This is a genomic window from Synechococcus sp. MEDNS5 (assembly GCF_014279875.1).
Taxonomy (GTDB): Bacteria; Cyanobacteriota; Cyanobacteriia; order PCC-6307; family Cyanobiaceae; genus Synechococcus_C.
Genome location: NZ_CP047952.1, coordinates 1058347 through 1074501 on the forward strand (window position 1 = coordinate 1058347; position 16155 = coordinate 1074501).

A 16155-nucleotide genomic window follows, 5' to 3' on the forward strand; every position below is an offset into this window, starting at 1 on the left:
GTTCAGGAGGCTGGCTGGCGGATCGTAGGTGTGATCAGCACCATGGCGTCACGGTGAATCACAACGGGGGAGCCTCCGATGGTTCGGGGCTTGGAGGCTTGGTTCAAACGAAACACAAGCTGCTCACTGTCAATGGATGTCAGCCCACGGGCGATCTCCAGGCCATCGGGGTCGAGAACGCGCACGGCCTGATTCACGCTGAACTGACCCTCCACAGCGGTGATTCCCACCAGAAGCAGGGATGCACCACGCTGCGTCACGGCCCTGCAGGCACCGCTGTCGATGGACAGACTTCCGGTGGGTTGGAGCGCGTGAACCAGCCAGCTTTTGCGGTTGCCCAGCGGTTCGGGGTGGGGATGGAAGACCGTGCCACCTCGCCCGCCCAGAAGGATCTGACGCAGCCCCTCGGGGTTGCGTCCGTCGCCAAGATGCACGGTGATACCGCTGGCGGTGGCGATGCGTGCGGCGGCCAGTTTGGTGGTCATTCCACCGGTCCCCCAGCGGCCGCCATCACCGGCTCCCTCCTCCAGTTCGGCGATTTCAGAAGGATGCAGCACATCGGTGATTGGTGTGGCTGCGCTGTCACTGCGGGGGTCAGCTGTGTAGAGGCGGTCCACGTCGGTGAGCAGGATCAGTTCGTCGGCGCCTACGGCCGCTGCCACAAGCGCCGACAAAGTGTCGTTATCGCCGAAGCGCAGTTCCGCTGAAGACACCGTGTCGTTTTCATTCACCACCGGAAGCACACCCCACTGCAGCAATTGGTGCAGGGTTGCCGAGGCGTTGTGGTAACTCCTGCGGTCAGCCAGATCCGAGCGCGTCAGGAGCACTTGTGCCACAGGAATCGAGCGATGCGACAGGGCTTTCTCGTACAAGCTCATCAGATGGCCCTGGCCGATGGCTGCTGCGGCTTGCAAGCCGGCGACGCTTGTGGGTCGGTGGGGCATCCCCAGGCGTTGACACCCCAGTCCGACGGCTCCAGAGGTCACAAGAACGACTCTGTCTCCGTTATGAATGCTCTTCGCCAAGCTGCTGGCCAGACGCTCAATTGCATCTGCAGTCGTGGCACCCGGACGCTCCCTGAGCAGGCTGGTTCCGACCTTCACAACTCTGAGCTTCATCGGAAGGAGCTCCCCAGAAGGAGTGCCAGGCGGCGTTCCAGACGCTGAACTCGATCGTTCTGACAGGGGAATCCTTCAGCATTCGGGGGCCTGACCAGAACCGTGAACAGTCCCAGGCGATTTCCTGCCAGGACGTCGGTGAAGACCCGATCGCCAACCATGGCGATCTGCGTGGGCGGGGTGGGCAATTGGTCGATGATTCGGCTGATGGCCCGTCTGCGGGGCTTGGATGCGGCGCAGGTGAAGTCGACCCCGATCTGATCAGCAACGGCCTTCACCCGTTGCCTGGAGGGGTTGTTGCTGACCAGATGCAGATGCAGTTGTCGGGAGGCTTCATCCAGCCACTGGCGCATGGCCGGTGGCAGCAGCACGTCCTTGCCTGGCAGGAGTGTGCGATCCACATCCAGGAGCAGCACTTTGATTCCTCGCCCAAGGAATGGTTCCAGTGGCAGATGGGCCAGGGTGAGACCGGGGTCCCAGTCGGGCCGCAACCAGTGTCGCTGCATCACTCCGGTAGATCGCGCTCGTCGAGTTCAGCCTCGATTCTGGGCTGGATCCTGTCGAAGTCCTCTCCTTCAACGAGAACGGCACAGCCATCGTCCATGCGTGCCACCACGAAAAAGGGATCGAGGGGGATGTAGAGCCCGTATTCCTGGTCCTCAACGAGGAAACTCACCAGCAGTTCATAGGTCTCGGACTCGTCGTCACCCTCCTCGTCGTCAGCATCTTCCGGTTCGGGTTCATCCAGTTCACCGTTCACGGTGAGGGTGACGGCCGAACGCACCAGGGTGAGGTCATGTTCCTGCAGCACCACATCAGCAACCGAGAGGATCGGCTCACTGCTCGCAATGCTGTCGATCAGCTGGGGATCCTCGCCATCGCGGAGCTTGAACAGGCACACGGGCGTGTCCACCGGAGTGAGCAGGGCAAAGTCCTGGCCATCCAGAGGGATGAGCTGCTCCAGGAAACAGAGCAGGTCGCGTCCCTCGCTGTCTTTGACGAGGACGGTGGGGACTTCACCGCTGGACGACGGGCCGCTTGAACTCATGGGGTCGTGGATGGATGTGAACAGGATCCTTCATTAGCCTCATTCCCGCCACGTTCATCGGGCGCCGCGTTGACCGGTTCGACATCCGGGCCCTCGGCTAACCACTGTTCCAGAAGCAATGCGGCGGCGGCACTGTCGAGTCGACCGCTTCGATCTCCCTGCAGTCCATGCCGATCAGCTGCAGCCCAGCTGCTGCTGTGTTCATTCACAAAGGCGAGAGGAAGACCAAGATCTCGGGCGATCCTTCGTCCATAGCGACGGCAGTGGTGCGCCTGGTCTGTGAGCTGTCCCTGATCATCCAAGGGGACGCCCACCACCAGTCCTTGCACGTTGCGCTGATGGCAAAGTGTCTGCAAGTAATGAAGATTCTGCGCATGGGCGCCACGGTGCAATGCCGGAAGGGGTGACACCGTCAGCCCCAGGCCATCGCAACCGGCGAGTCCGATGCGGCGCCGGCCGACGTCGAGACTGAGCATTGAGCGGGGGGCAGGCCTGGGATTCAACGCCTCGGTGCCAGGGTTGGGGTGGGAAGCGGAGGATGCTGCGGCTGCAGATGGCCAAGCATGGTTTCCAAAGAGCGGAGGCCTCCCGGTTCCCTCTGACTCACCCGTCTCCAGAGGCTCCGGCCCAGGAGTAGCTCTGATTTTTCGGATGTCCAGCCAAGGCTTTCCAGCTGGTTCTGCATCCTGTGATCGTCTTCATTCACGAGAAGCTCTGGGATTCGGCCTCGCACCACCCACCGGTGGACGATGTCACTGAAAGCCGAGCTGATCCGTGCATCCCAGGCGGGGCCACGCACGAATTCACAACGGGACGCATCCAGCCCCCAAGGTCGGTTGAGGAGTCCGGCGATGGCCACCGGTTCCTTGTTAACTCCCGCCATCAGCACCAGCGAGCCTTGCCGGCGATCCAGCAAGTCAATCCAGTGCCTGTCAATGATCTGACGGTGCTGGGGACTAATGCTGCTCTGCTCAAGAGACAACAACGGCTTCACATTGCTCCGCGAGACCGCACTCCACCGGAGATCGTCGGGTAAGCCCAGGGCCTGTTCCTCTAGAGCCGATCGTTGTTTCTGCGGGGCCGTCCAGATGCGGCGTTGAAGCAGTGGCTGAAAACCAGATTCGCGCAACACATCCAGCGTTACGCGATCCAGTGGGTCACATCGCACCAGCCAGCTGGGCGACTGAGCCACTGGATCCTTCATGGAGTCCTGAATGAGGAGTCGCAATGCCTGCGCGTGGCTGAAACGCTCAGGGCTCTGGAACTGCAGAAGATCCAAATGCCAACAGGTTGAACGGCGGTTGCCGGGGCGAAGTAGTGCCAGCGCCAGCAGTCGGTCCTGATGGGTGGAGGCTGTTTCAAGCAGAGAGAGCACCCGGGTGGTACGGGTGGTTAGCGCGGAGCGGATCAGACCACCCAAGCCGCTGACCCAGTTCTGCACCAGCAGGGTTTGGAGAGTGGTGTCAGGCAGCCCTTCGTTGCGCTCTCCGTTGAAGGGATTGCTGGCGATGTGACCCGCCTTCAGTGGTTCGATCCGAAGCCGGAATCCCGCTGACTGTCCCACCGCAGGCCTCCTGCCTCTTCCAAATGTATCGCCGCCGTTCTCACTTCGTGCTTATGCAGGGCGCACCAACACCAGAGGCGTGCGCTCGTTGGCATTGCCGGCGGGATTCGGTTTGAGTGCGCGGTGCAGCAGTTCTTGATCACATCCACGGCTCGAGGCCAGCACCTTGACGCGTCCGAGATCGTTTACATCCACGATGGCGACCGAAACGCCAAGGGCTGCCGCTGCTTCCTCACACAGGCGTTCAGGGTGCTGGGGCCCCAGCACGATCGTTTGGTCATAGGGAGGCGTCGTTCCGGTGATGTCGTCAATCAGGCGGGCCTGTTCTCCAGCCAGGCGATAGAACCAGCCCCGCTGTCCCAATGGTTTGAGCAGGGAGCCGACCAACCAGGCCAGCAACACTCGGGTAGGCCCCACCTGGTCGATCAGGGTCTGCAGACCGCAGGCTGTGGCCAGGCTGCTGGTGGGGTGAAACACGCGACAGAGCAGTCGAGCCAGCCATCCCGGACTGATCGTGGAGGGATGGGCATAACGCCCCTGGATCACCGCCACTGGTGTTTCACCGATCGTGAGGATGTCGCCCTTCTGAAGCAGATCGCCGGCGTAGTGACGCAACACCTCAATGCAGTCATCAAGAGGTCCGAGCAGGTGGGTCTTCAACGGCAGCACCGAGCATCCTTCGCCCGTTCGGAATGCAGCCTGACCGGCTGCCATCACTGCCGGTCGGCGCAGGGGCACCACCACCCCCTGGCGACGGCTCAAGCGTCCGAAGGGTCCGTAGTTCACCCACTGCACGTCCACCCAGACCGTGTCCACCCTCTCGCCAACAGGTGTGGATGCGTCACCCGTCAGCGTGATCTCCACGTGGACCTTGGTGCTTTTCTGACCCTTCACGATGTACGCGGGCCAGTAGCCATCAGCCCGTGTGTCCTCATCGGGGTGCTGCGGTGTGATCTGGATGGATGTAACGATGTCGCGCAGATCGGCACTGCCGATCAGGGTGGGGTGGACCTCAAGTTCCGGAACCATCACCTCCATGCGCGTGTGGGGATTGCTGATCTCCAGCCACCCATTCATGACCAGAGATGCTCCCTTCTGGTTGACGGACCAGTCGCTTTGACACAGCAGTAGGGGGGAAGCGGGTCGGAGTCGATGGCGCGCTTCGATCCAGGCGATTGCCAGCCCCAGCAGCAAGAGAATCAGCAGGAGACAAGCCATGGAATCGCCGGTCCTGGACCGGTAGTAGTGGCGCGCAGCGTAAGGCGTCCGAGCCGAGGGCTCAGCGGGAGATCACCTCGGTGTTGAGCTCGTTGAAACTCAGACTTGTGCTTCCGCCTGTGGGGGCGGGGATTCCGGTCGCAGCACTGATCGCCGCATTGATCTCTTCGAGGGGCACCTGTCCCTCTGCATCAAGAATCACTGAACCACTGCCGTCGAGCACCACCACCTGAGGAACAACCCCTTTCCAGTAGTGGGCAGGGTCGTTCTGACCCTGGTCACCGCGATTCTGCAGGGCATCGGTGGTGAGGGGAAGCAAGTCAACGCTGTTGCCCCAGACGCGCTGGAGTTCCGACACGGATGAGGAGAACACCTTGCTGGTGCTGCTGTCGTCGAGGTAGTAAACCAAAACGCTCGTGCGGCCTGCGGCTTGCGACTCGGCCAGGGTTATGGCGGGTGGAACCAGAGATCCGTTGCCTGCGTACAGAGCGAAAATGTTTCCGTCGTAGCTGTCGGTCTCCCTGGCGGCTTGTCCAGGGAGTGCGATCAGAACCAAAGCAAGAACCATCGAAAGGGAGCGAAGCAGGAACCCAGCCATGGTTCAGCAGGAAAGACAACGCATTCTGAACCCTTCTCGCCGCACTCTCATCTCGACGCTCAGCTTCGCCCGAAGCTGCGCCCCATTCCCTGGGCAATGCCCCGGCCAATGAGACCGATCGCGCGACCGACAACCTGGGTGAGAACCACCACCATCAGATCGCCGAACCGTTTCACCAGACTCTGCACCTGGGGGGCGATGGCATCGCGGGCTTCGACCAGAAGGGCGACCTGCTGTTGCCACCACTGCAGCTGTTTCAGTTCCTCATCCCTCGGTTCCGTCAGCAGCAGGGGCTCGATCTGGCCTGATTTCAGCCTGTACAGCAGTCTGCGACTTTCGTACAGGCGGATCGGTCGTTCAATCCACTCCTGCCAACGGGACTGACTGTTGAGCTGGTTGCGCAGCCGCTCCAGTTCACGGGTGGAAATCAAGGCGTGATCAAGCAGATAACGACGCAGTTCAGGCCACTCGCCGCAGACGCCCAGTAACTCGCCCCCGATCAACTCCGCTGTGCGCACCAGCCAGTTACTGATGAGCGTCTCGAGCTGGAGCAAGGCTCTGGGATCATCGGAGGGAAGCAGCTGTCCGTCCACAAGAACGGGTTGGTCTTGCACCAACGCCGCAAGCATGGTCATGGGGTCTGGAAGTTCCTCGTCGCCTCGCAATAGATCGGTCCGCTTCAGCAGCTCGTCCGCAACCGGCTGCATGGCTTCGCCGAGAGGCAAGCGCACGTAGCTGCCCGCCACACTGCGTAGCGCTTGCTGACGGACTTCCGGTTGCAGGGCGTTCCAGCGCTTTCTCAGGTCCTGCTGGCTCAAGGGGGCTGCGGGGGCTTCTTGCCGGAGGCGCTGCAGCACGGTGTGCAGTTGTTGGAGAAGGGCCAGGAGCAGATCGCGGCGACGCTCCGGATGCAGTCCCTCGATGGCGAGCAACTGGCCGGTGCCATTACCCAGACCTCCGCTCACGGCGGTTTGAAGTCGGTCTTGGATGGCCTCCCACACCGCCTCCGTGTTGCGATCTCTGATGCTGAGACTGATGCTTTCTTTCGGCTGCGAGAGGGCAACGGCATGATCAAGACCCACCTGAAGAGGCCCCCAGAGCCACAGCAGCAGATTGCGCGCACTCAGCAGCTCCCGCCGGCGTCCTTCCAGCAGCAAACGCAGAAGCGATTGCTCGGGTGGAGGATTCAAGAGCGCTTCGATGACCTGCAGATCTGCACTGATCTGCTGCAGACCGCTCAATAGCAGCCAACTGGCAGCGCCGACAGGCTGTACTGGATGGTCAGCCGTCGATGCGCTGGATTCGATAGCGAGCACCCGTCCCCCCTGCAAGAGGCGCTGGATGGCGGAACGCAGACCCTCAAGATCAGGATCCTGAACTACCCCCTCACAGTTCAAAGCTAGAAGCTCCCTGGGATCACGGCTGAAATCCGAGGGAAGAACGAGCAGGATTGGCGAAGGAGTCCAGCGTTGCTGGAGCTGGAGAATCTCCCGGTCGAGAAGGAGTGACTGGCTGCGTCCCGGGAGCGCCCAGATCACCAGGTCGGGGTGGCTCTCTAACGCCTCACTGCTGCGTCGAATGCTGAGGGGATGCTCAGCGGTGGAGAGTTCAGCCGCGAGACTTTCACCGAGAAGGTCGGGAGCGAAAAGGAGAATCTCCCTGGCCTGAACGTTCACGGTGCTCAGCTCTATTGCTTACAGGCGTCAAGGTAACGGTCCTCTTCAGGATCCTCCAGTGGTCTCTGCACGACGACCACTGAGCTGAAGAGTGTAGGACTCGATCCTGTAGCCGGTGCGTTGTTCAATGTCCTGGAGTAAGGCCGCGGGGAGTTCAACGTCGAGATCTTCAATCACACCACTTTCCATGCAGGTGATGTGACTGTGGGGGTCGTTGCGGTACCCGTAGAGACGACCACTGGCACGATCGAGACACTCGATCACACCAGCGCTCTGCAGGGCTTCGAGATTCTGATAAACCGAGGTATGGCCAATGCTCCGGCCTCTCTGATTCAGTTTTTCAAAAATGTCTCTCGCACTGAGATGGGTTCCTTCGCTCCAGAGCAGATCCAGCACCATCCTGCGTTGCCGAATCAAGCGCATGCCGAGTGTTCGGCACTGCTCGAATGCTTGCTGAAGGCTCCTGTGTCTGCCTCCATCCTGAATGAGGGGTGACACGAGCGCAGACTCCACAGCGGTAGTCGGAATAACTTCACTTTAAAACCCTCCTCGGGAGGGTGCATGGCTCAGGCGAAATCCTGAAGTAGGTCCGATGGAGGGTCCTGAAGCCGGCCACTCGCCAGGGCTCTCAGCGCTTCGCCCAGATCAATCCGTCCGTCGTAGAGCGCACGACCAACGATGACGGCTTCGACTCCAAGCGGTTCCAATGTCAACAAGGCCAGAAGATCGGCCATGCATCCCACGCCTCCAGAGGCGATCACTGGAACGGAACTGGCTTCAGCCATCTCCCGAAGGGCCTGAAGATTTGGTCCCTCCAAGGTGCCATCGGTGCTGATGTCAGTACTGATGATCGCTGCGATGGCGGAGGTACTGAAGCGGGCGGCCAGCGCGATGGCTTCGGTGTTGCTGTCCTCCAGCCATCCCTTGGTGGCCACCTTCCCGTGGCGAGCGTCGATGCCCACCACGACCCGCTCGGGATGGCGCTCGGCAAGATCGATCACCAGCTGGGGCTGCTCCAGCGCCACGGTGCCGAGGATCACCCTGTCGAGACCACAAGCAAGCAAAGTCTCTGCCCGCTCCGCAGTTCGCACACCTCCACCGAGTTGCACGGGGATCGTGAGTGCTGAAGTGATCGCACGGATGACGCTGTCATTGGCTGGTTCCCCACTGCGGGCTCCATCCAGATCCACCAGGTGCAGTCGTTCGGCGCCCTGTTCCTGCCAGCGCATGGCCTGGGCCACGGGGTCGTCATTGAAGCGTGTGACTTTGTCGTAATCACCTTGGTGCAGACGGACGCAGCTGCCCCCCAGCAGATCGATGGCGGGAATGATCTGCATGGCCGGCTCAGGGAACAACCCCCATCCTGCATGGCTGGGTTGAGCGCGCTTCAATGGCTGCCGATCCGCTGGACTGACTGTGCAAATCCTGTTGATGGGTGGGACCCGCTTTGTTGGGAAACCTCTCGTGAGCCGCCTTCTGCAGCAGGGTCATCAGCTCACCTTGTTCACCCGTGGTCGGCAACCCCTGCCCGCTGGTGTCGAGTCCTGCGTTGGTGATCGCCAGGACGACACCGCCCTGGAGCAGCTCCGTGGCCGCCGCTTCGAGGTGGTGATCGACAGCTCCGGACGGACTCTTGCTGACAGCCAAAAGGTAATTGAACGGACTGGAGCTCCCTCCCACCGATTTCTCTACGTAAGCTCTGCTGGGGTTTACGCCGCTAGTGAGAGCTGGCCTCTTGATGAGCAGAGTCCCTTGGATCCTCAGAGTCGCCATGCCGGTAAGGCTGAAACCGAAGCTTGGCTGATGCGTGAGGGGATTCCGTTCACAAGTTTCCGGCCCACCTATATCGTCGGCCCCGGCAACTACAACCCGGTAGAGCGCTGGTTCTTCGACCGCATCGTGCATGGGCGCCCGATCCCGCTTCCGGGGGACGGAACCACGGTGACCCAGGTTGGCCATGTGGAGGATCTTGCGGAGGCCATGGCCCGCAGCCTTGAAGTGGATGCTGCCTGCAACCGCATCTACAACTGCTCATCCCATCGCGGAATCACCTTCCGTGGGTTGATTGCCGCCGCCGCCGAGGCCTGTGGCCGCGAGTGCGCGGATCTTGATCTGCGTTCATTCGACCCCAGTGGCCTGGATCCGAAAGCCCGCAAAGCGTTCCCCCTGCGGCTCAGTCACTTCCTGACCGATGTCTCAAGGGTGGAGCGCGAACTGGCCTGGATGCCCCGGTTTGATGCCGCTACCTCAATGGCTGACAGTTTTCAACGGGATTACCAGCTGAGCCCCACGCCCAATCCGGATTTCAGCGGCGACGACGCCCTGCTGTCAGCGGCGTGATGTAGGCCAGCCCAGACCAGAGGGCCAGCCCCAGGGCTGGCCAATACAGGCTCCAGCCCAGCTGACGAAGTCCAAGGACGACTGAACCGGCCCCCCAGCTTGGAGGCCAGATCAGCAGAAACAGGCTCAGGAACTGCAGGGTGGTTTTTGTTTTGCCAATCCAGGAGGCCGGAGCCCCGCTCTGACTTGCTGATCGCCAACCCGAAATCAATAGTTCCCTGGCCAACAGAAGCCAGACCGACCAGAGGGGGAGGACCTGCTCGCTGGCCAACCAGATCAATGGAGCGCTGATCAGAAGCTTGTCTGCCAGGGGATCGAGCCTGGCCCCCCAGCTGCTGCCGCCATCGGCCTTGCGGGCCATCCAGCCATCAGCCCAGTCACTGAAGGCACCCAAGAGCAGCAGCAACCAAGCGGTGGAGAGCTGATCAGCGGCAAGAGCCAGCAGTACGGGGGCGCCCAGAACAGCACGGAACAGGGTGAGTCGATCCGCCCAGGATCGCCAGGGAGAGACCAAGGCTCAGAATGCGTGCAGTTGATCAGGTCCCATGGTGCTCCAGCAGACGGTCGGGGAGGTGATGTCCGCTCCGGTGCTGACAGTCACGCCTGCCACTCCCTTAAAGGATGCCGTGACTCTGTTGAGCGACCACCACATCAGTGGAGTGCCTGTGGTCGGTGATGACGGCACGCTTGTGGGTGAACTCACCGAGCAGAACCTGATGGTGCGCGAGAGCGGGGTCGATGCGGGGCCTTACGTGATGCTTCTCGACAGCGTGATTTACCTGCGCAACCCCCTCAATTGGGACAAGCAGGTTCATCAGGTGTTGGGCAATACCGTGGCCGATCTCATGAGTCGTGATAGCCATTCCTGTGCCCAGTCTCTGCCACTGCCGAAGGCTGCCTCCATGCTCCACGAAAAAGGGACGCAGCGATTGATCGTGGTTGATGAAGAGCGCCGACCTGTTGGCATGCTCACCCGGGGTGATGTGGTGAGAGCCCTGGCGTCCGCCCAGCCCTAGCGCTGGGCCAGGGGCTGGATGCGGATGGCAATCGGCTTGATCAGCCGGAAGTCCACCATGTCGCCCACCTTGAGATCAGCGAACACTTCATCTTCGAGTTCAGGACGGATGTCCAATTTGTGAATCTTTCCGAGGGGGCCGCGCAGGGTGAGCTTGTGATCGGTGCGCGACAGCCGGACGACTTCGGCGGTTCCGGTCGCCATGGCCACCCGAGTGCCCGATGGCAGTGGACCGAAATCCTCTCCGAGTCGGCGATCTTCCCGTTGGAAGCTGAGCTTGGTCTGGCTCGAGGGCCTGAGATCCACCACCAGACCCTGGAGAAGCTCGATGGACACAAGATCTCCTGGTTTGAGGCCCGTTGCTGCAGGATCGATCGCACTGGTCAGCAGGCTGGTATGGCCTTGGGCGCCTTTCACCTCGATCACTTTCTGACCGGGGATGATTCGTTGAATCGTGGCCTTCAGCTGAGCCAGTTCAAAGGCTTCCAGCAGTTCACTCTTGATGGCCGCGCCGTCATCGATCACAGTGCTGACCATCGGCGCCTGTCCGTTGACCCTGTAGCTCTGCCTTGACGCTTCTGAGGCAGGGAGCCTGCGCACATCGATGGCAAGAGGCTGGATCAGCCGGAAGTCAACGGTGTCTCCGACCTTGAGGCTGTCAAAGGGATTTACCCCGGGTGTGGGGACCACATCGAGGTTGTTGATTCCGCCGAGAGGACCCAGCAGATCGATGGAGTTGTCCTCAGCATCGATGCGGATCACCCGGCCGGTCCCCGATGCCAGGGCCACGCGCATGCCCTTCTTGAGCTTGCCCATGTCCATGGGAAGGATGATGTCTTCGCGGTTGAAGCTCAAATCAGTGCTGGAACTTGGTTCCAGTTCCACCACCAGGCCGTCAAGAATGGAGAGGCTCACTTCGTCCCCCGCTTTCAGGCCCAGGGGAGTGAGATCGATGCCCACCGTCAGGATCTCTTTGTGACCGTGGGGATCGATCACCTCGATCACTTTCTCTTCTGGCAGAGCGGTGGTCACCGTGGCTCGCATCTCGGTGACTTCAAACGCAGCCAGCTCTTCGGGTGAGAACCCAGCGGAGGCGGCGGGAGTGAGCAGTGCAGTGAGTCCAAGGCCCGCACCGATCACACCCCGCAAGGGTCCGCAGCGGAGCAGGGATCGGAGTGCGGAGGTGGGGGACACGGGAGAGTCTGAAAGTGGAGTGACGCTAGCCCGACCCGATCTAGGTCACAATGGCCGCGCAAACGCGATTTCAGCCATGCCCTTCCCTTCCTGGCGCATCGCCCTGCCGGCGGGTCTGGCTCTGTTGTGCGTGAGCTTGGTTCCGATGCAGGCTCGGGCTGAAAAAACCATCGAGATCAGCCTCAAGCAGCGATACCTCACGCTGTTTGACAACGGCAAGGTTGTGGAACGCTTCCCTGTCGCCATCGGAGCTCCGGAATCGCCGACCCCCGCAGGCAGTTACGCGATCACGCGCAAAGAGGAAGCTCCTGTGTATCACAAGGGCGGCAAGGTCATCGCACCCGGTCCGAAGAATCCAGTTGGCGTTCGCTACATGGCTTACTTTCAGATCGGTTCCGGCGAGTACGCGATCCACGGCACAGCCTGGCCGAACTGGGTCAAGCTCCGGGCCGCCGTCAGTCTGGGATGCATCCGCATGCTTAATAAGGACGTCGTCACGCTCTTCAAGCAGGTGGATGTCGGCACTCCTGTGGTTGTAACCACCAACTGAACTTCAGCAACTCAGCCATGTTCAAGCGCTTGTTTCCCTTCCTATTGATCACAGGGTTTGCCTCCTTGGCCGCATCGACGACTGTGGCCTCTGCGATGAAGGAGATGCCGGAACAGAAGTTTCTCGATCAGGTCGAGGGCCCCGGTCATGTTCTGATCACTGCCCGAGGCGTGGAGGCTGTGAATGCGGAAGCGCGTCGCCAGGGTCTGAGTTTCCCTGCGATCGGCTACTGGTCACCAGAGAATGTGTGTTTCTCCAAGCCGCCAAGTGGGGACTGCAACGGCATCTTCCGCCGCTGATTTCAGGGCAGGGGAGGGGGAAGAAGCGGCGGCGGTGGCGCTCCAACCATTGCATCAGCAGGATCTTGGCCGTTGTTTTCGGCAGGCGTGCCTGGAGACTCTTCTCTCAATCGGGGCTCGATCACTTCGGGTGGGGGGAGGTCTGGCGGTAGATCGGTCTCAATCGGTGGAAGCGTCGGCTCCAGCGGTGCTGCCAAATCGTCCCCAAGGGGCTGTTCGAGCAGCACCAAGGGATCAGCGGTAATTGGCGGCTCCGGAAGAGGAGAACGGTTCCTGGTCCCCGGCGTCGTCGGTTGCGCCATATCGGACTCGCGGGACATCGGTTTCGGCGTCCAGATCATCCGGGCGATGGGTTCAACCCCCTGTTCCATCACGCGGTTAAGACCAGCCAGCGCTCGATCAGCCAGACGCGATCCAGCCATCTGAACACAATCGGCTGGGCCGTTGCAGGACGCCTGTGTCTGCAGACGCTCTGAGAGGTTGGCGACCAGTCCTCCCTGAAGCTGATTGCGTCGCTCACTCAGCCGTAGCAAGTACGGGACATGCACAAAACTGGTCGCCCCACCGCTGATCCAATTGGCGTCTTCCTCGGTGAATCCCTTCACGCCTGGAATGATCAGACGACTCTTGGAGGCATGGTCGGGCATGTAGGCCGCAACCAAGCCTCGCCGCCGTGCGAGTTCTCTGGTCTGTTCCAATGTGAGGCCGTCCTTGCTCATCAGCATTTCCAGCCGCCCGTCACTGCGCAGGCCGAAGATCATCCTGATCCGAGGCAAGTAGTAGCGGATTCTCTGCCCCATGCTGATGCTGTAAGCGCCTTTGTAGCTGTCAGGGGGCTGCTCAAGATCGTTGTAAACGCTGTGCAGTCCACCGATGAACATGTCGTAGGTCTGCTCACGTTCAGGGGTGAGTTCCCCGTAGCCGAAGTCCACGCGTCCGTCGTCACGGATTCCAACGAAGGCCCGCTGTCGGGACGCTGTGCGGTTGCGTCCCCGCCAGATGCGTTGACCGAATTTCAGATCCCCCAAAGGAACGGTGATCTCCTGCCCACCGCTGTCGATGTGTCGCTCATACATCGGCCCGGACACGTAAGCCAGTGCTGCCGAGTCCTCAAAGGCATCCTGCTCGCGATCCCATCCCTCGAGCAGACCAAGTCTGACTTTGCGTGGGTCGAAATCAAGGGCATACACCTCATCATCAGGTTGGTACCTGAAGGTGCCAAGCGCGTCACCTTCGAGCTCTTGGTCCGTGCGTGGTGTGAGGCCTGGATCGGGTGTCCCCGGTGCAAGCGCAAGCAAACCTGCGAAGACGGCGACTGGAAATCCGAGAATCAGCCATCGTTTGCGACCGCCAAGCCGCTTCCGTCGTGGCTGACGTCTCCGACGTCCCTTGCCGGTTGCGGGCGCAGTGGTCCGTTTCACCGGGCTTGCCGTCGCTTTCCTGGTTGGGGTTCGGGAGTAAGCCAAGGAACGATGGCGCCCTCGGCCACCAGCCATTTGCGGTAACGGTGACCGCAGTCATGCCCTCCCGTCAACTCTCCGAAGGCAGGAATCAGCATTCGCTGCTCGAGTTCGTCGTAGGCGAAACAAGGAAGTCGCAGGCGATCAGCACCCTGGCGCAGGGTTGCCGCTGGATGAATATGGCCGCAAATATTGAGCAGTTCTGCCGTAGCTGGGCCGTTTTCTGGTTCGTGGCTCAGCCAGAGACTGCCCAGACGGAAGGACGATTTTCGAGGAAGCACTGGCATTCGAAGATCCCTGTCGTGATTGCCTCCAACCAGGAGAATCTGGGTTGCAAGCCGTTCAGACAACGTGGCCAGGTCGTGCATCAACCGGGGGGTGAGCCCCTGGCGACCATGGATCAGATCACCCAGGATGATGATCCTCTCGGGGCTGCAGCTGGTGCAGATCCGCTGAAGACGCCCCAGCGTTCCGCGATCCTCATCACTCGGCACGGGAATCCCAAAGGCTTGAAACACTTCGGCCTTGCCAAGGTGGAGATCGGCGACCAGAAGGTCTCGGCTCGCCTCTCTCCAGATCCCCCGATCCGGCAGAAGCACCAGCTGCTCATCCCGCCAACGCCAGATGCAGCCGCCCGTTGGAATCGCTGAATCTGCTTCTGTAGCGTCGATGGCAGCCAATGACTCTCCCGATCGTCCATTCTCAACGCATTGTGGGTCGGTCGAATGGCGAGTGCTTCCCAACCCCTCGCTCCTGCGGGAGAAACTCTGTATTGGCTCCAGCGGCGGTTGATTTCCCTCGAGCGGCAAGAGCGTTTCGAATGTGCCTATGCCCTGCGGATGGAGGTTGCGGAGTGGATTCTCGGAGCTGAAGATGGCAACCTCAGGGTTCCACGGTTTCCTGAGCCTCAATGACACTTGCCCTGCTCTTGGCTCTGCTCGGTTCGCTGGTTGCCATGGGCTTCATCGTGAGACGGCTTGAGCGCAACGGTTGAGGCGGTGAACGTGAAGGCTGCACTCCTTTTGGCAGGGCTAACGGTGCTTGCCTGGCCTGGTGATGCTCTGGCCCAGACGCTTCGGGTGGGCGTGAGCGGTTCTCCTCCCTTCGTGATCGAGGATGGCGTCGCATTGCGCGGGATCAGTCTCCAGATCTGGGATGAAGCGGCTGATCGTCTCAACCGCCCTTATGACTTGATCCAGTTTCCGAATACGGAGGCGAATGTGGACGCCGTGGTGAATGGAAAGGTGGATATGGCCATCGGGCCGATCAGCATCACCCCAGGTCGTCTGGCCAACCCCAAGATCGACTTCACCCAGCCTTATTTCAACGGCACAGAAGATCTGCTGCTGCCCCTGCGAGCACCCAGTCTTCTGGCTCGGCTTCGTCCCTTTTTTGGTTGGGCGGCCTTGTCATCAGCCGGGGGGTTGATGCTGCTGTTGTTTCTGGTTGGAAATCTGATCTGGCTGGCGGAACGCAGGCGGAATGCCGCTCAGTTCCCCCGTCATTACCTTCAGGGTGTGGGCAATGGCATGTGGTTTGCCCTGGTCACGCTCACAACCGTGGGCTATGGCGATCGGGCTCCGCTTTCCAAAACCGGTCGCACCATTGCGGGCGTTTGGATGGTGATGTCGCTTCTGGCGCTCTCGTCCATCACGGCTGGCCTGGCCTCAGCCTTCACTGTTTCGCTCTCTCGGCTTGACCCCACGGATATCCGCGAAAGTGCAGATCTACGGGGCAAGACCGTCGCCGTTGTGGATGGCACGACCAGCGAAACCTGGGCGAAGATCTATGGCGCACGGGCGAAGCCTGCCTCAACACTGAACAAGGCCATTGCGTTGCTCGGCAAGGGCAATGTTGATGGGGTGCTTTTCGATGGTGCGCCCTTGCGTTTTTACCTTCAGCAAAATCCTGGGGCCCCCTACAAGATTGCGCCATTCAGCCTGGCCAATCAGACCTACGGTTTCGTTCTGCCGATCGACAGTCCCTTGCGGACTCCGATTGATGTGGTGTTGCTCGACATGCAACGAAAGGGAGAGGTGAAAAAGATCACAGACTCTCTGTTGCAATGACCGAGA

The 16155-nt window shown here is 60.8% G+C and carries 20 protein-coding genes; 6 read left to right on the forward strand and 14 right to left on the reverse strand.

Going from position 1 to position 16155, the window contains the following annotated elements; translation table 11 throughout:
• Positions 1-2 precede the first annotated feature (2 nt).
• The 10 genes from proB to hisA form a co-directional block, all read right to left on the reverse strand.
• The gene (proB, locus tag SynMEDNS5_RS05670) at positions 3-1118 is read right to left on the reverse strand and encodes a glutamate 5-kinase (RefSeq protein WP_186585574.1); all 1116 of its coding nucleotides are present in this window, start codon (positions 1116-1118) and stop codon (positions 3-5) included.
• Complete coding sequence (locus SynMEDNS5_RS05675; RefSeq protein WP_186585577.1) at positions 1115-1624, reverse strand: YqeG family HAD IIIA-type phosphatase; 510 nt, start codon at positions 1622-1624, stop codon at positions 1115-1117. Before SynMEDNS5_RS05675 ends, proB begins: the two co-directional genes overlap by 4 nt.
• Positions 1624-2166 carry a DUF3727 domain-containing protein gene (locus SynMEDNS5_RS05680; protein WP_186585579.1) on the reverse strand — a complete coding sequence of 181 codons (543 nt, stop codon included), beginning with the start codon at positions 2164-2166 and terminating at the stop codon, positions 1624-1626. The genes SynMEDNS5_RS05675 and SynMEDNS5_RS05680 overlap by 1 nt, the downstream gene beginning before the upstream one ends.
• A complete protein-coding gene (ruvX, locus tag SynMEDNS5_RS05685; protein ID WP_186585590.1) occupies positions 2163-2642 on the reverse strand; it encodes a Holliday junction resolvase RuvX in 480 nt (159 codons plus the stop codon). Before ruvX ends, SynMEDNS5_RS05680 begins: the two co-directional genes overlap by 4 nt.
• Positions 2643-2665: 23 nt before the next feature.
• On the reverse strand, positions 2666-3730 hold the full coding sequence (locus SynMEDNS5_RS05690) for a hypothetical protein (RefSeq protein ID WP_186585592.1): 1065 nt from the start codon (positions 3728-3730) through the stop codon (positions 2666-2668).
• A 51-nt stretch (positions 3731-3781) separates the two neighbouring features.
• The gene (locus tag SynMEDNS5_RS05695) at positions 3782-4948 is read right to left on the reverse strand and encodes a F420-0:Gamma-glutamyl ligase (protein ID WP_186585594.1); all 1167 of its coding nucleotides are present in this window, start codon (positions 4946-4948) and stop codon (positions 3782-3784) included.
• Between the two features lie 61 nt (positions 4949-5009).
• Complete coding sequence (locus tag SynMEDNS5_RS05700) at positions 5010-5546, reverse strand: thylakoid membrane photosystem I accumulation factor (protein ID WP_186585604.1); 537 nt, start codon at positions 5544-5546, stop codon at positions 5010-5012.
• A 59-nt stretch (positions 5547-5605) separates the two neighbouring features.
• Entirely contained in the window at positions 5606-7222 is a 1617-nt protein-coding gene (locus SynMEDNS5_RS05705) for a DUF3685 domain-containing protein (protein WP_186585606.1), read from the reverse strand.
• Between the two features lie 45 nt (positions 7223-7267).
• Complete coding sequence (locus SynMEDNS5_RS05710) at positions 7268-7645, reverse strand: transcriptional repressor (protein WP_255440340.1); 378 nt, start codon at positions 7643-7645, stop codon at positions 7268-7270.
• A 143-nt stretch (positions 7646-7788) separates the two neighbouring features.
• Entirely contained in the window at positions 7789-8559 is a 771-nt protein-coding gene (gene hisA / locus SynMEDNS5_RS05715; protein WP_186585865.1) for a 1-(5-phosphoribosyl)-5-[(5-phosphoribosylamino)methylideneamino]imidazole-4-carboxamide isomerase, read from the reverse strand.
• A 79-nt stretch (positions 8560-8638) separates the two neighbouring features.
• Here hisA and SynMEDNS5_RS05720 point away from each other — a divergent pair, with 79 nt between their 5' ends.
• Complete coding sequence (locus SynMEDNS5_RS05720; protein ID WP_186585611.1) at positions 8639-9562, forward strand: NAD-dependent epimerase/dehydratase family protein; 924 nt, start codon at positions 8639-8641, stop codon at positions 9560-9562.
• Here the strand turns inward: SynMEDNS5_RS05720 and pgsA are convergent.
• Positions 9528-10076: a CDP-diacylglycerol--glycerol-3-phosphate 3-phosphatidyltransferase gene (pgsA, locus tag SynMEDNS5_RS05725; RefSeq protein WP_186585613.1), complete on the reverse strand. Its 549-nt coding sequence runs from the start codon at positions 10074-10076 to the stop codon at positions 9528-9530. The genes SynMEDNS5_RS05720 and pgsA overlap by 35 nt on opposite strands.
• A 31-nt stretch (positions 10077-10107) precedes the next feature.
• Here pgsA and SynMEDNS5_RS05730 point away from each other — a divergent pair, with 31 nt between their 5' ends.
• Positions 10108-10578, forward strand: coding sequence for a CBS domain-containing protein (locus tag SynMEDNS5_RS05730; RefSeq protein WP_186585615.1), 471 nt, complete (start codon positions 10108-10110; stop codon positions 10576-10578).
• On the opposite strand, the gene SynMEDNS5_RS05735 is transcribed toward SynMEDNS5_RS05730, so the two are convergent.
• Complete coding sequence (locus SynMEDNS5_RS05735; protein ID WP_186585618.1) at positions 10575-11771, reverse strand: hypothetical protein; 1197 nt, start codon at positions 11769-11771, stop codon at positions 10575-10577. The two genes, SynMEDNS5_RS05730 and SynMEDNS5_RS05735, sit on opposite strands and share 4 nt — an antisense overlap.
• Before the next feature lie 76 nt (positions 11772-11847).
• On the opposite strand from SynMEDNS5_RS05735, the gene SynMEDNS5_RS05740 reads away from it, so the two are divergent.
• The gene (locus SynMEDNS5_RS05740; protein ID WP_186585620.1) at positions 11848-12321 is read left to right on the forward strand and encodes a L,D-transpeptidase; all 474 of its coding nucleotides are present in this window, start codon (positions 11848-11850) and stop codon (positions 12319-12321) included.
• Positions 12322-12338: 17 nt separating this feature from the next.
• The gene (locus SynMEDNS5_RS05745) at positions 12339-12620 is read left to right on the forward strand and encodes a hypothetical protein (protein WP_186585622.1); all 282 of its coding nucleotides are present in this window, start codon (positions 12339-12341) and stop codon (positions 12618-12620) included.
• A gap of 2 nt (positions 12621-12622) precedes the next feature.
• Here the strand turns inward: SynMEDNS5_RS05745 and SynMEDNS5_RS05750 are convergent, their stop codons facing one another.
• On the reverse strand, positions 12623-14116 hold the full coding sequence (locus SynMEDNS5_RS05750) for a hypothetical protein (RefSeq protein ID WP_255440341.1): 1494 nt from the start codon (positions 14114-14116) through the stop codon (positions 12623-12625).
• The gene (gene pdeM, locus SynMEDNS5_RS05755) at positions 14038-14760 is read right to left on the reverse strand and encodes a ligase-associated DNA damage response endonuclease PdeM (protein WP_186585624.1); all 723 of its coding nucleotides are present in this window, start codon (positions 14758-14760) and stop codon (positions 14038-14040) included. The genes SynMEDNS5_RS05750 and pdeM overlap by 79 nt, the downstream gene beginning before the upstream one ends.
• Before the next feature lie 45 nt (positions 14761-14805).
• Between pdeM and SynMEDNS5_RS05760 the strand changes: the two genes are divergently transcribed.
• Both SynMEDNS5_RS05760 and SynMEDNS5_RS05765 read left to right on the forward strand, forming a co-directional pair.
• A complete protein-coding gene (locus tag SynMEDNS5_RS05760; protein ID WP_186585626.1) occupies positions 14806-14994 on the forward strand; it encodes a hypothetical protein in 189 nt (62 codons plus the stop codon).
• 63 nt (positions 14995-15057) lie between these two features.
• Complete coding sequence (locus SynMEDNS5_RS05765; protein WP_255440342.1) at positions 15058-16149, forward strand: transporter substrate-binding domain-containing protein; 1092 nt, start codon at positions 15058-15060, stop codon at positions 16147-16149.
• The last annotated feature ends 6 nt before the right edge of the window (positions 16150-16155 follow it).